The organism is Peribacillus sp. QJM3NY_7 (assembly GCF_056173225.1).
Genome location: NZ_CM149663.1, coordinates 3063055 through 3078101 on the forward strand (window position 1 = coordinate 3063055; position 15047 = coordinate 3078101).

Sequence of the window (15047 nt, forward strand, 5' to 3'; positions counted from 1 at the left end):
GGTGTGAACATGAATTTACCGGATATGATCTTATATAACGGAAAAATCACTACCCTTGCCCCATCTCAACCTGAGGTATCGGCTATCGCCATAACTGATGGTTTAATCACTGCAGTAGGTGGAGATGAGCTTCTTGATAGTGCCACAGAAAAAACCAAAAAAATAGACCTTAAAAGAAAGAGAGCTATTCCGGGCTTGAATGACTCTCATATACACGTTATTCGTGGCGGTCTTCATTATAATATGGAATTGCGCTGGGAAGGTGTGCCATCACTTGCTATTGCTCTGGAAATGCTTAGAGAGCAGGCAAGGCGTACACCTGCTCCTCAGTGGGTAAGAGTAGTTGGAGGTTGGTCTGAATTTCAGTTTAAAGAAAGACGGATGCCAACTTTGGAAGAGATTAATGCTGTTTCTGAAGACACGCCTGTCTTTGTGCTACATCTTTATGATAGAGCACTTGTAAATCGAGCAGGGCTGCGTGCACTGGGATACACAAAAGATACCCCAGACCCTCCGGGATGTTTAATTCAGCGGGATAAACGAGGTAATCCAACGGGTCTTTTAATTGCCAATCCTAACGCTTCTATTCTATATTCAAGTTTAGGCAGAGCTCCAGTACTTAATATTGACGACCAGATTAACTCAACTCGCCATTTTATGCGCGAATTAAATAGACTAGGTATCACAAGTGCCATTGACGCAGGTGGCGGATTCCAAAATTATCCTGATGATTACAAAGTTGTTGAACATTTAGCCGAGAAGGATCAATTAACTTTGCGTATTGCTTATAATCTATTTACGCAAAATCCAGATCATGAATATGAAGACTTTGCATCATGGGCAAAAATTGTTTCTCCTGGTCAAGGAAATGATAAGTATAAAATGAATGGTGCCGGAGAAATGTTAGTATTCTCGGCAGCCGATTTTGAAAAATTTCAAATGCCCCGGCCCGACCTAGCTACTGTGATGGAAGCTGACTTAAAGAAAGTAATTTCTCTATTGGTGGAAAACCGTTGGCCATTCCGTTTACATGCAACTTATGACGAGTCAATAACACGTTTCTTAAATGTTTTTGAGGAAGTCAACAGAGAAATTCCATTTAATGGTCTACGCTGGTGGTTTGACCATGCAGAAACAATCTCAGATCGTAGTATGGAACGTGTTAAGGCTTTAAATGGCGGTATTGCCATCCAAGACCGCATGGCTTTCCAAGGTGAATACTTTGTTGATTTATACGGAAAGGAAGCCGCAAAGCATACTCCTCCGATTTATCGTATGCTAGACCTGGGTATACCTGTTGGCGCCGGTAGTGATGCAACGAGGGTTTCTAGCTATAACCCTTGGGTTGCTCTTTACTGGATGGTTGCAGGAAAAACCATTGGTGGTCTTTCGATATACGATGAAAAGAATAAACTTGACAGAAAAGTAGCTCTGGAACTATATTCCAAAGGAAGTGCGTGGTTCTCCGGTGATGAAGATAAAAAGGGTACCCTTGCAGTAGGTCAGTTTGCTGATATTGCTGTATTGTTTGCTGACTACTTTACTGTGCCAGAAGAAGAAATCAAAGACCTTGAATCAATTCTCACCATTATGGGTGGGCAGGTTGTTTATGGAAATGATGAATTTAAATATTTATCACCTGAATTGCCGCCAGCATCACCTGATTGGTCACCGACGGGAGTTTATGGTTATGGTGGTGCTAACCTAGCCGACAGTATACTTTCTCACGATGCCCATGATCACAAACATAGTTGCAGTAACCCTCTCCATCAACACACTCATACCGTAATAGGAAATGATGGAACTAAGTGGGGTATCGGTTGTACTTGCTTTGCTTTCTAATGAGGGTTTGGGGCCAAGGACGAATCCAAACATAAAATGAAAAAAGCCTAACTTTCTCCTTAAAGAGAAAGTTAGGCTCTTTATATTATTTAAATAAAGTTTTACATTTTCTATTTCAGTATATGATTATCTCATGAATTTTAAAATATTTAGGGATTTGTTTGATGAAATAAAATTGAAAGAACATGCCTTGTCTTTAAATACTCTAGAAATGTAGAGATAGTAGATTGATATTTCCTCCTGGCCATAGGTTCTGTAACTGAGGTTTGTTAATCAATGGGGAGCGTGTGTTGAATTAAGACTTTTTATGAGGTAAATAAGGAAAGGCTTAAGGATTTGACTTCACCTTAAGCCTATCTTGCCCTATTTTAAAAATCCATCGATATATATTTTTCCTTCTAAATATTCTTCAAGGCCTTGATGGCCGCCTTCTTTCATGCCGCCAAATGGCGCTTGTGCAACGGTGGGAATGGCGTCGTTGTAGCCGATGATAGATTCTATGATAAATCATACGATAACACCTTTATCGAACATAATTGGCTGCATTAGATATTTCTTGTAAAGTAAACACCTCTTAAACTTGTACACCTATTCATTCTTACTCTTAAAAGATAAAATACCTTATGTACACAATTAATATATCGTGTACATAAGGTATATAAAAATCCCAAACACCTTTAATGGTGAACGCTACGATAATGAGGCCAACTTTAGCTAAGTCCTGTGAGGCTACCCTCTGTACCTCCTGGGAAAACTTTTCATGGTTTTTTATAAACTTCCTCGACTGTCTTATGTGAGAATTAAAGAAATTATATGTGGTATATAGAGTATCCATTATACCCAAGTGTTTCCGGGAGCAATAAAAGCTAAAATTGTATTTTAAAAAAATTTTATGTATCAATACCGATTCTACCATCTATAGGACTTCTTAGTATCCTAACCTATTGTTAGAACTAGAAAGTTGCCAGTCTCTTCAAAAAAGAACTGGCAACTTTCTCTATTACATTCTTTTTGCTCCTACATATCTTTTCTTCCAATAACTATTATCCATGGAGGAAATACTTACACCGTTTGATGAGGAGCTGTGTATGAATTGATTGCCGCCTATATAAATACCAGCATGTGAGGCACCAGGTTTATAGGTTTCATAAAAGACCACATCTCCTACTTGTGGTTTGGACACCTTTGTCCCCTTTTTATAAATTTCCGATACCGTTCTTGGTAATGTGACATTTGCGCCTTTATCAAAAGCGTATTTTAGGAATCCGCTGCAATCAAAACCTTTTGGTGTAGTTCCACCCCATACATACCGTACATTCAAATGTTTCTTTGCTTCCTTCACTATCGCAGCAGATTTATTGCTTGTTTTATTTACACTAGCTACGTTGGAGGTCTTCTTTTTTACTCCCAAAGCTTTATATGTATTCGGACCGACAATACCATCAGCTTTTAAACCTTTACTTTTTTGGAACTTTACGACTGCACTTTTAGTAACGGTCCCAAAATATTTAGTTGTATTATTACTCTTAAAATATTGTTTTTTCTTTAGAACCTCTTGTAATTGTTTTACTTCTGTATGAGTCATTCCACTTTTTAATGTACGATCGCCCAATGCAGCATTACCAACCAACGGATTTGATAGTAACAATCCAGAAACAACAAAAGATGCTATGATTTTTTTCATTTTCTCCCCCGATTAAATCTCTTTTTTATCATTTTATCACCTTTAAGTGACACACACATTTACCTAATTTTACATTATTATTACAAATGCATACATAAAGTGAGTATAAAATACAAAATAACCAAAATATTGCTCATGTTTTCGAAAGGTAGTAATAAAGAGTAAATTTCTTGCTTTTTATAATAGTAACCATCCGGTTTGGATAGCCTCCTCGTACTGTGATATATTTGCGACTCCTTACATTTTATTATTTTCACTAGTTACAAATCCTTGAGCTTATTAAATACATCGAAGTTCTGACATTAATTTGGTATATTCAATTTAATCCTCTCAACCTTAAATTAGGTGGTGTCTAATAAAGGCATATCGCTTACGACAATAACTGCCTGAATATTTTTCGTGATGCCATTCCATTCTTGTACAATTCTGCCTTGTTTCGTACAAAACAATCGAGTGAATGATTTGTTGGGGACAATCGTTAATTTTTGTTAAGGCATAGGAAAAGCACCTCCTTTGATACAAGGATCGTATCAGGGGGTGCTACGTATAGAATATGTGCTGTTTAAATGGGTGCTTATCTTTAACCTTAGTTTTACAGCCCACCATCTAACTGTTTACGCTTAAAGATATAAGTTATCCTCTATCCTTGAAAACTCAGTTCGAGTGAATGGCTAACTCTTATTCGGCGGGAATCCTGCCTGCTACATGCCACGAGCTATGTTCGATCGTTCTTACAGTCACGGATGTTGATCCCAACTAGCAGCCGAATCTATGTAAAATTATTAAAATGAAATCAGCCAATTCTACTCTTTAACACTAACTGGAACCTTCAGCTGAGTGGGTACTGACCTCAATTTTGTATTTTGTTTGGGAAGTATAATTTTGGCCTGCTAAAAGAAGAATATCCCCAAAACCTTCAAACTCAATCGCCCCTGGAGCAGCTTGGGTTTCAAACGTTATTCCGCCGTGTTGAATTAATTTTTCTCCGTGCATAAGTGGCACATCTTTCACAAAGTTTGCCGTGTAAATGACAACCGCAGGCTCTTCTGTGTATACCTCGACTGTTATTTTCTGGTCAGGACTAATTAATTTGGCTGCAGTTTGATGAAGTCCTGGGCACGTAAGGAAGAATGGATGATCGATCCCTTGAACTTTTTTAACTTCTGCGTCAATGGCTTCAAAGGTTGATTTTAATTTCTTCGGGGTTCGAAAATCATAAGGCGTGCCAATTGTACTACGCTTTTCCCCAGTTACCGTGGTATCTTCATTTACTGGTGCAAATTCTTGAGAAGAGATTTGTAAGAAATGATCATCGATTGGATGACTGGGATGCCCTGTTAAGTTAAAATAGACGTGATTGGTCGGATTAAAAACGGTGTCTTTATCACTTTTTGCTTGATAGCTCACTGACCAAATATTTAAGTTGTCTAATGTGTAAGTCACACTTACTTTCAAATTCCCCGGAAAACCATTCTCGCCATCAGGTGAGTCGGTTGAAAAGATGATCGAAGCACTTTCATCCGTCTCCTTCACTTCATAACCCCAGGTTTTTTCATCGAATCCAGGGCTGCCACCGTGTAATGTATTCCCTAATTGATTTACAGACGTTTGGTAACGTGATTCACCAATTGAAAATTCGCCATTTTTTATTCTTCCAGCGACTCTTCCTATTGTTGCTCCATAATACGTTTCTTTTTTGTAATCCTCAATCGAATCAAATCCCAATACGATATTATTACGACCCGATTCCGTTAGGACGAACAGATTGACGATTCTTGCACCAAAGTTCGTAACTTCCATTCTTAATCCATGATCATTTTCTATCGTAAACAGCAAGACATCATTTCCAAACGAGCTTTGTGCTACTTTCATTTTTATCGGCCTCCTTCCCTATTAAATTCCTTCATATAAATAAAAGCTAAAACACCATAAATTGCATAAAAAGTTCAGCTAACATTTTTAATAATTGTAAAGCCCGAAGTAGCAACCTCGGGCCTAAGAAAAGGAATCATATGAGTAAATCAACATATTCTTGATGAAGTATTTCCCTTATTGCCTCCTGATTTAAAATCTCTTCTATTCTGGTATAGCTTCTTTTAATTCCGCTCCAAACCTTAATAGGTCTAATTTAAGCACTTTTCCCCTTAGCTTGCCTAATTTCCCCAATTTTTTCAATTTCCTCCAAAGTATGACCTCGAGTTTCAGGAACGCATGTCCGGATAAATAAAACACCAAGTAAACAAATAGCACCGAAGATTGAAAAAACAGCTTCTTGAGACATCGAAGCGGTCATGATCGGAAATAGCAGGCCGACCAAGAAAGAACCAATCCAGTTAAATGATGAAGCCACTCCTGACGCCCGCCCGCGAATTACCAGCGGGAAAATTTCTCCAACTATGACCCAAGTTAATGGAGCCCAAGTGAATGAATAAAGAGCTACATAGATACTTAAGAAAACAACCATCATCATCGGATTTGCATTAGGAATTAATACATTCAATATGGCCGGCAAAATAAAGGATAGCCCCATAATCGTTCCGCCGATTGTTAATAAAGTACGGCGATTAAATTTATCAGCAATCATTAGGAATACTAATGAACCTAGTACGAGAATAACCCCTTGAATAATTGGCCACATCAATACTGAGCTGGCTTCATGCCCTGTTGCTTTTTCCACAATCATAGGAATGTAATAAAAAATTGCGTTTGCTCCCTGGAACTGTTGAAACGCAGCAACACCCACACCAGCCATTACTAAATAACGGTATTTATTACTTAAAAGGGTACCCCATGATGCTTTTTGATTTACCTTTTCTTCCTCTTTAACAGTTTCTTGTATTTGTGTTATTTCAGAATCAATTTGTTCCTTGTCGGCGCGAATATAGCCCAACACCCTACGAGCTTCATCCATTTTATTGTTCTTAATTAAAAAACGTGGTGATTCGGGTAACCTGGACACTCCAATAAATAAGATCAAAGCAGGTACGGCAGCCAAACTAAGCATCAACCGCCATGCCATTGTCCCTGGTAAGTCTTTCAATAAATAAGCGACAATGTATGAAAGCAACATTCCAGAGACTATCATTGTTTGGTTAATTCCTGACAGACGTCCACGTAAACGTGCAGGCGCCATTTCCGACATATAGGCTGGGACCAACGCAGAAGCAGCTCCAACAGCCAAGCCTAATAAAATCCTGGCAACAATCATAAAAAGGATTCCGTTATGAGGGGATATTCCTGCCAAAATGGATCCAACAGCAAAAATGATAGAAGATATTAAAATCATTTTGCGCCGTCCTAAACGATCGGAAAGTTGTCCGGCCATGGCACCTCCAAAAATAGCTCCAAACATCAACGAAGAGGTAATCCAGCCAATGGCACCTGGGTTGTTTTGAAGGTTCCAATCATGTTGCAGAAAAGGCAAAGCACCCGTCATAACGCCGATATCATAACCGAAGAGAATGCCTCCAAAAGCCCCAAAAAAATAAATGAATCCACTTGAGATTTTCTTTTCATTAACCATTTAAGTTCCCCCTAAAGGTTTTAAAATTATATTTAATCCCACTACTAAAATATTGATTGCTTTTTGAGAAATAATAATAGTGTTTTCAACCACAAATACATCCCAGTTTCCGTCGTAAAAGTTATTTGTTAGGATGAATTCCGTGTCGTCATTGTCTATTAAAACGCTTTCATCTTTTCCCTAAAAACCACGAAAACGCTTACGAAAATAAAGGGATCATACTAATGGTCACTATTTCCGTTCTTCAACTTCTGGATTACCTATTTTTTCCCTCCAAGGAAGCGGAGCCTCCTTGAAGGGAGAGACATTACTTAATAACTACGTATTCCAAGCCAACAAGTTTGGCATAGGTTATGATTTGGTCTGTTGTTAAATTCAATGAAACAACTGTATGGTGACCGCCACCATTCTCAAGCCAAGCTTTCACTCCATCTTGGAAGTTTGGCTTCACTTCCCAAAGTACACGGGCAACTGGCAGGTTTGGTGCTGGAACTGTTGGCTCGAATGCAGAAACTTCATTAATCAAAAGTTTATAGTTTGTACCAAAGTCTGCCATGGAAACAACGACACCGTCTCCTGCTTTGCCGTTGAATACTAAACGTGCTGGATCTTCACGATCACCTATACCTAATGGAGATACGACAATTTTTGGTTTGTTACTTGCTAAAGATGGGTCGACTTCGAGCATATGTGATTGAAGGATTGATTCTTGTCCTGCAGCTAATTCATATGTGTAATCTTCCATAAATCCAGTTGATTGGTTATGGCTCATCACTTTCAGTAAGCGATCAAGTGCTGCCGTCTTCCAATCTCCTTCACCCGCAAAGCCATATCCTTGTGCCATCAAACGTTGGACGGCAAGACCAGGAAGTTGTTTCATCCCATATAAATCTTCGAAGTTCGTTGTAAAGGCCGTGTAACCACCATCATCAAGGAAACGTTTAATCGCAATTTCATAGCTTGCCTGTATTTTTACGCTTTTCTCCCAATTTTCCCTCCTGTAGGTACCATAATCAAATTCATAATGGCCTTCGTATACTGCAAATAAAGCATCAATTTCTTCATCAGTAACCGCATTTACATATTGAACAAGGTCTCCGATTCCAAAATAGTCAACTGTCCACCCAAATTGGATTTGCGCTTCAACCTTATCCCCTTCGGTTACTCCAACGTTACGCATGTTGTCACCAAAGCGAGCGACCTTAATGTTGAAGCTTTCGTTATAAGCAACCGCTACGTCCATCCATTGTGCAATTTGCTGCCGCACTTCAGGACGCTCCCAATAACCTACAACAACTTTATTTTGTTTTTTCAATCGGGCATTGATAAAACCATATTCGCGGTCACCATGAGCGGATTGGTTCAGGTTCATAAAGTCCATATCAATCGTTGCCCAAGGAATACTTTCATTGAATTGTGTTGCTAAATGAAGCAATGGTTTTTGTAATAATTTTGTTCCACGAATCCACATTTTTGCAGGTGAGAAAGTATGCATCCAAGTGATGACACCGGCAACTTCGTCACGATAGTTGACTTCTTTCATGATGCTTGTGATTTTATCTGCACTGACAGCTAAATCTTGCAATACAAGTGGATAGGGTAATATACCGCTTTCATTTAATGCATCGGCTATCGTTTGTGCATTCGCCTTGACCTCTGCTAACGCTTCTTCCCCATATAGATGTTGTGATCCTACGACAAACCAAAATTCCTTTTTTTCTGTTGTTAACATAATAAGCCTCTTTTCTTTATCTAATAGGTTGATAATTTGATAGAGTTGATCTTACTTTTGACCGTAATAAGCATATTTTCCATGTTTTCGTAAATAGTGTTTATCCAAAATATTTTGTGGTAATTCTTTTGCAAAATGATTTAATTCCCGTGTAAATAAATTCATTTTCGAAACTTCATCCAACACCACACTATTCATTACGGCGGATTTTGCATCTTTTCCCCAAGTAAAGGGACCATGACCATGAAGTAAGATACCAGGAACGGCTAAAATGTTTAACCCGCGCTCTTCAAATGTTTCGATGATTAACTTCCCAGTCTCCACTTCGTACCCACGATCAATCTCCTCTTGTGTTAGGTAGCGGGCACATGGGATGGATCCATAAAATGTGTCTGCATGAGTGGTCCCCATCGCTGGAACATCAAGGCCTGCTTGAGCCCAGATTGTCGCCCAAGTTGAATGAGTATGCACAATGCCGCCGATTTCTTGGTAATATTTATAAAGTACAGCGTGAGTCGCTGTATCTGATGAAGGCCTTAACTCTCCTTCAACAACATTGCCATCTAAATCAACAACAACCATATCGCTGGCTTTCATCGTTTCGTAATCAACGCCACTAGGCTTGATAACAAATAAACCGCTTTCACGATCGATGGCACTCGCATTTCCCCATGTATATTTCACGAGTCCATATTTAGGCAAGTCCAAATTTGCTTGATATACCTCTTCTTTCAGTTGTTCTAACACGTCAATCCCTCCAGTTTTCCACTCATAACATCAAATTGTCTACAGCGGCCTGCTCAATCACTAAACCCTTCCTGTATCTTTCAATAAATGCTTCAAATCCTTTAACATCTACTTGATCAGGATAAATTTCTTGACCATCAGCCTCTTCGAATACTTTTTTGTCAAGGAAGTCTTCTAAACTTTCTTTTTGTTCTTTATTCATCATGTAAGATGCAAGAATCGCCATTCCCCACGCGCCGCCTTCTCCTGCTGTTGACATAACTGATACTGGAGCATTCATTGCAGCCGCAACGATTTTTTGTCCAACAAGAGGGGTTTTAAATAAACCACCGTGAGCCAAAATACGATCAATTGCAACATTTTCTTCTTTTGTCAAAATACCCATTCCGATTTTCAATGCACCGAAAGCAGTAAAAAGGTGAGTGCGCATGAAGTTTGCTAAATTGAATTGACTCTCAGGCGAGCGGACAAATAATGGTCGCCCTTTTTCCAATCCTGTGATATTTTCACCTGAGAAATAACCGTAGCTAAGCAAACCGCCACCATCTGGATCCGCTTCCAAAGCTTTATTCAACATTACTTCAAATAATTTATTTATATCAACCTTTTGTCCCATTGCCTCAGAAAATTCACGGAACAATCCCAGCCAAGCATTGAGATCACTTGAACAGTTATTCGCGTGAACCATTCCAACGGGACTTCCATTTGGTGTAGTTACCAGATCAATTTCTGGATATACTTTTGAAAGTTCTTTCTCTAATACAATCATCGCAAAAACGGAAGTTCCTACTGAGATGTTTCCGGTACGTTTCCTCACACTATTCGTAGCAACCATTCCAGTCCCAGCATCGCCTTCCGGTGGACAAATTGGAGTGCCTGGTTGTAAATTTCTTGATCTATCGAGGATTTTCGCTCCAATTTCGGTTAATTCACCCGCCTGCTCACCTGAAATGTAGACTTTAGGAAGAATCTCTTTTAGCTTCCAAGGATAACCTTTTGTCGCAATTAATTCGTCAAACTGCTTGACCATTGATTCATTGTAATCTTGCGTTGATTCATCAATGGGGAACATGCCTGAAGCATCTCCAATGCCAATTGCTTTATTTCCAGTCAATAACCAGTGAATGTATCCAGCCAAAGTCGTAATACAATCAATGCGAGGCAAATGTTTTTCTTCATTTAATATCGCTTGATAAAGGTGAGCAATACTCCATCGTTCAGGGATATTAAATTGAAATTTATCAGTTAGTTCTTTTGCGGCAACACCTGTTGTTGAGTTACGCCAAGTTCGAAACGGAACAAGTAGCTCCCCTGTACTGTCAAAAGCCATGTAACCGTGCATCATTGCGGAAAATCCAATAGAACCTATTTTCCGAATGGTAATTCCATAATTCCGTTCAACTTCTTGCTTCATTTCACTATAAGCTGTTTGCAGACCAGTGATAATATCCACTAAGTTGTACGTCCAAATTCCATCTTCCAAGAAATTTTCCCACTCATAACTTCCAGATGCGATAGTTTCATGATGATTATCAATCAACACCGCTTTAATACGTGTGGATCCAAATTCGATTCCAAGTGAAGTTTCTCCCCCGGTAATCGCTTGTTTAATTTTTAATATATTCGTTTGCACGTTAATCCCCCTTCTGTCAGCGCTTTCAAAAAAAGGAGTCGCTTAAATTTATTAACAACCATATTATATTTTTTGTACGTACATTTGTCAACATTTTATATTATTTATACTTACAACTTTCAGACGAAATACTCCATCCTCACCTTAAAGTCATGAATTTGTATTAAGGGAAGTTATACTACATGAAACCTAAAGGTAAATAGGGTGAATTTATAACTTTATACAAAAAATAAGATGATTTGTTTTAATTTATTCAAAAATTATGGTAAAATATGTCCGCACAAATATTTTAAGCGCATAAATTAGAATGCAAACAACTATGGAAGAAGTGAGGTTTAATGAAACCAAAGTATCAGGTAATCATTGATGATTTAAAAAATAAAATCCTTACAGGTGAATATAGAGTAGGGGAACAAATTCCTACTGAATCCGTCATGCAAGAAATGTACAACGTTAGCAGACACACTGTACGAAAGTCCATTTTAGAATTATCAAACGAGGGATTCTTGAGAAGTGAAAAAGGATCTGGCACATATGTTAGTAACCAATATCAATCAAAATCTGGTGGCAATTCCAAAAATAAAACGATTGGTGTAATCACGACCTACATTTCTGATTACATTTTCCCTTCTATTATCCGCGGAATTGAAAGAAGGTTGAATGAAGATAATTATTCGTTACTGTTAGCCAGTACAAATAATGATGTCGAACAAGAAAAAAAAGCCTTGGAAATGATGTTGTCATTTGGCGTGGATGGTATGATCATTGAACCTACAAAAAGCAATCTATACAATCCCAACATCGGTTACTACCTATCATTTAAGGAACAAGAGGTTCCATTCATCATGATCAACGCTTATTATGAAGAATTAGAGGTTCCTTTCTTTTGCCTGGATGATGTGCAGTCAAGCTACCTCGCAACAAAAGAATTGATTTCGAAAGGACACACCCAAATCGGACTCATTGCTAAAATGGATGACTTACAAGGAAAGTATCGAATGAAAGGGTATATAAAAGCACTTGGAGAAGCCAAATTACGCTTTCAACCAGAACAATTGCTTTCGTATACTACAGAAACGAAGCTAGACCTATACACGAACTTGAAGGAGTTCCTAAATGAAAATAGAGACGTGTTGACTGCCATTGTTTGTTATAACGACGAGGTAGGTTTGGAAGTAGTAAATGTTTGCAGACAACTCGATATTTCTATTCCCGAACAATTATCAATTATTGGTCAGGACAATTCCTATATTGCGAAAAATGCCAATATCAAACTAACGACATTAACACACCCACAAGAACAAATGGGACATGATGCAGCTGATTGGGTCATTAAGAAATTACAAGGAAAGAAGGATTTACCAAACGAAACCTATTATCAGCCAGTGTTAATTGAAGGCGAAACTGTCAAAGAGTTAGACATACAATAACCTTAGTGTGTGATGACTATAGGCTCCACTCCCACAATGGCTGCCTCCATCCATTTTATTAAAACAACAAATCCATCTTCATTATTTTCAAATGCAAATGGGTCTACGATTACAATTCCACGGGAATTCACTGCTCTAGCACATGTAATTGTTGGGCAATATCCACTCCAATGGAAATTCCATCGTTTAGTTGATTTTGTTTATCTTGCATTTTAAACTTCATATTAGGGTTCCTCATAGGGTTTTGAGTTAGTGTGGTGTCTTACCCATATCTCACTGAGGAGCCCTATTTTTTTAAAAGCTGAACCCGTTTTGTTCCATAAGAAACTTCTATGGCGGCCAACCTCGCCGCCACCATCTACTACGAAAATCCAAACTCAAAAATAGAGTCTAACCCATTAACCCCTTGACGATAATGGATGATAACAATACAACCAGGCTGAACTTTTTTTGGTGGATCTTAAGGAAGATACCCTGTATAAGAAACTGGTTGTGACAGGTTTGAAGAACCATTTAGTGTGCTACTAGTACGTATACAAAAATTTTTGTAACAAATCTCCTGTCATATGTATTGTTAATCTTTTTTTGAGGTGATTCTCCTATGGAAGCAATGATTGAACGGTGTGCTGGCTTAGATGTACACCAAGAAACAGTAGTAGCCTGTGTGTTATTTGGTCCATTAGATAAAAAGCCAAAAACCTCTATTGAAACTTTTTCAACTACAACAACGGGACTCTTGGCTTTAAGTGATTGGCTCGCTACCCTTCAGGTATCCGATGTTGTGATGGAAAGTACTGGAGTCTACTGGAAACCAATATGGAATATACTCGAAGATTCTTTTCACCTTGTTCTTGCCAATGCCAGACATGTCAAAAATGTTCCAGGGCGTAAAACTGATGTGAAAGATGCCGAATGGCTTGCCAAGCTTTTAAGATGCGGACTTATTGAAAGCAATTTTGTTCCACCAGAAAATATTCGTGATTTACGAGATCTTACTCGTTATCGAAAAAAATTGATTCATCATCGCACTTCAGAGCAGAATCGCATTCACAAAATTCTTCAAGATGCTAATATCAAGCTAACATCCGTATTATCAGACATTTTTGGTGTATCGGGACGCCGTATCCTTGAAGCGATTCTAAACGGCGAAAAAATAGAGACCGATGGTCTCCGAAAAATGGTGGATTGGCGAACAAAAGCAAGTATTACTGACATTGCCCATGCAATTAATGGTCGTATTCGCCGTCATCACCGTGATATGTTGCGTTACCATTGGGATCATATGAGTTATTTAGAAAAAGCCATAGAAGAATTGGAAAAACAAATCGATCAACTCCTGTCCCCCTATCGTAAGGAAGTAGAATTATTGGATGGTATACCTGGTGTGAACAAAGCTGCCGCAGCTACTTTTATTGCGGAGATGGGCGTTGATATGTCCGTATTTAAGTCGGCTAAACATCTTGCATCTTGGGCTGGTGTGAGTCCCGGAAATTACGAAAGTGCTGGTAAAAAAAAACGAGTAAAACCACACAAGGAAATAAAGCATTAAAAACGATGGCCGTAGAGTGTGTATTAGCGACATCAAGGCAAAATAACCGAATTGCTTCACATCGAAAAAGGATTACTAAACGACAGGGGAAAATGAAGGGACGAATCGCATCTGCCCATTTACTATTAACGATTGCTTACAACATCTTAAAAACAGGAGAACCTTATCATGAACTAGGCTCAAATTACCTTGAAGAAAAACAAATGAACAAAGAATTAAAAATGATCGAATACCTAAAAAAGAAAGGCTATACAATCGCTCCATCTGAACAACAAACTGCATAACCAGTTAAATAACGACATAGTACATTTACCCCCATCAAAAAAATGAGAATATGGAGGGTTTATTTTAGCATGGCTTTTTTACTATTGTGTTTTCATACAAAAAAGGCTGCCACAGCAACCTCCCTTTTTAAAGCAAGACCCATTAGTTCAGTAATTTTTAATAAAACATCATTTCTAAGGAAATTGGAACAAATAGTAAAACTGTTGCAAACCAAATGGGGTAGCTAAACGAGCAGAAGAAATTGCTTAATCAACAATTATGGCTAACGTAACCTGCAACGAAGAGAGTACTACATTGAGCACGTAGATGAACAAAATGGAACAGGTTCAATCCATTTACTTGTTAACCTAGTAAAAAACAAAGTGTATGTAACCAGCTTATAAGAACAGTAATTTGTCCATATTTCTTCGATACATTAATTAACTTCCACCATCGGGTATGGTTTCATGTTAGATTAAGTTCATGGACCATCTTCGTTAACAATCTATCCCCTTGTTTAAGTCTACACCATATCTCTTTGCCACCTCTTTGCTGACGGATTCCCGCTTTTACCCACATCCCTCGCGATTAAGGGAATAATAAGAAAGCAGACCCTGCTACTACGGTAACTAACGTAAACAAA

Annotated in this window: 10 protein-coding genes and 2 pseudogenes; 4 read left to right on the forward strand and 8 right to left on the reverse strand. The window is 38.4% G+C overall.

What is annotated here, in order from left to right; genetic code table 11:
* Positions 1-9: 9 nt before the first annotated feature.
* Positions 10-1842: an amidohydrolase gene (locus AC0VX1_RS14615; RefSeq protein WP_475467690.1), complete on the forward strand. Its 1833-nt coding sequence runs from the start codon at positions 10-12 to the stop codon at positions 1840-1842.
* Between the two features lie 664 nt (positions 1843-2506).
* Here AC0VX1_RS14615 and AC0VX1_RS14620 read toward each other — a convergent pair.
* From AC0VX1_RS14620 to AC0VX1_RS14650, 7 genes and pseudogenes are all read right to left on the reverse strand, one after another.
* A pseudogene (locus tag AC0VX1_RS14620) lies at positions 2507-2630 on the reverse strand (hypothetical protein); the annotation flags it as partial.
* 212 nt (positions 2631-2842) lie between these two features.
* Positions 2843-3526, reverse strand: coding sequence for a C40 family peptidase (locus AC0VX1_RS14625; protein WP_475467692.1), 684 nt, complete (start codon positions 3524-3526; stop codon positions 2843-2845).
* Between the two features lie 816 nt (positions 3527-4342).
* Entirely contained in the window at positions 4343-5398 is a 1056-nt protein-coding gene (locus AC0VX1_RS14630) for an aldose epimerase family protein (RefSeq protein ID WP_475467694.1), read from the reverse strand.
* 256 nt (positions 5399-5654) lie between these two features.
* Positions 5655-7049: a sugar porter family MFS transporter gene (locus AC0VX1_RS14635; protein WP_413024331.1), complete on the reverse strand. Its 1395-nt coding sequence runs from the start codon at positions 7047-7049 to the stop codon at positions 5655-5657.
* Between the two features lie 307 nt (positions 7050-7356).
* Entirely contained in the window at positions 7357-8781 is a 1425-nt protein-coding gene (gene araA / locus AC0VX1_RS14640; protein WP_475467696.1) for an L-arabinose isomerase, read from the reverse strand.
* 51 nt (positions 8782-8832) lie between these two features.
* Complete coding sequence (locus AC0VX1_RS14645) at positions 8833-9528, reverse strand: L-ribulose-5-phosphate 4-epimerase (protein WP_475467698.1); 696 nt, start codon at positions 9526-9528, stop codon at positions 8833-8835.
* Positions 9529-9550: 22 nt separating this feature from the next.
* Entirely contained in the window at positions 9551-11161 is a 1611-nt protein-coding gene (locus tag AC0VX1_RS14650) for a xylulokinase (protein WP_475467700.1), read from the reverse strand.
* Positions 11162-11499: 338 nt separating this feature from the next.
* Between AC0VX1_RS14650 and AC0VX1_RS14655 the strand changes: the two genes are divergently transcribed.
* Complete coding sequence (locus AC0VX1_RS14655) at positions 11500-12591, forward strand: GntR family transcriptional regulator (RefSeq protein WP_413010177.1); 1092 nt, start codon at positions 11500-11502, stop codon at positions 12589-12591.
* 20 nt (positions 12592-12611) lie between these two features.
* Here the strand turns inward: AC0VX1_RS14655 and AC0VX1_RS14660 are convergent.
* Positions 12612-12814 (reverse strand): annotated as a pseudogene (locus tag AC0VX1_RS14660) (IS110 family RNA-guided transposase); the annotation flags it as partial.
* A 378-nt stretch (positions 12815-13192) separates the two neighbouring features.
* Between AC0VX1_RS14660 and AC0VX1_RS14665 the strand changes: the two are divergent.
* Both AC0VX1_RS14665 and AC0VX1_RS14670 read left to right on the forward strand, forming a co-directional pair.
* Entirely contained in the window at positions 13193-14140 is a 948-nt protein-coding gene (locus tag AC0VX1_RS14665) for an IS110 family RNA-guided transposase (protein ID WP_475467703.1), read from the forward strand.
* Positions 14141-14232: 92 nt separating this feature from the next.
* Positions 14233-14424: a hypothetical protein gene (locus tag AC0VX1_RS14670; protein WP_142398305.1), complete on the forward strand. Its 192-nt coding sequence runs from the start codon at positions 14233-14235 to the stop codon at positions 14422-14424.
* Positions 14425-15047 lie beyond the last annotated feature (623 nt).

What these genes read in the sequence shown, in the direction of transcription:
- araA (WP_475467696.1), bottom strand. Translation starts at nt 8,781, where the DNA reads ATGTTAACAACAGAAAAAAAGGAATTTTGGTTTGTCGTAGGATCACAA.
- AC0VX1_RS14615 (WP_475467690.1), top strand. Translation starts at nt 10, where the DNA reads ATGAATTTACCGGATATGATCTTATATAACGGAAAAATCACTACCCTT.
- AC0VX1_RS14665 (WP_475467703.1), top strand. Translation starts at nt 13,193, where the DNA reads ATGGAAGCAATGATTGAACGGTGTGCTGGCTTAGATGTACACCAAGAA.
- AC0VX1_RS14670 (WP_142398305.1), top strand. Translation starts at nt 14,233, where the DNA reads ATGAAGGGACGAATCGCATCTGCCCATTTACTATTAACGATTGCTTAC.
- AC0VX1_RS14630 (WP_475467694.1), bottom strand. Translation starts at nt 5,398, where the DNA reads ATGAAAGTAGCACAAAGCTCGTTTGGAAATGATGTCTTGCTGTTTACG.
- AC0VX1_RS14625 (WP_475467692.1), bottom strand. Translation starts at nt 3,526, where the DNA reads ATGAAAAAAATCATAGCATCTTTTGTTGTTTCTGGATTGTTACTATCA.
- AC0VX1_RS14655 (WP_413010177.1), top strand. Translation starts at nt 11,500, where the DNA reads ATGAAACCAAAGTATCAGGTAATCATTGATGATTTAAAAAATAAAATC.
- AC0VX1_RS14635 (WP_413024331.1), bottom strand. Translation starts at nt 7,049, where the DNA reads ATGGTTAATGAAAAGAAAATCTCAAGTGGATTCATTTATTTTTTTGGG.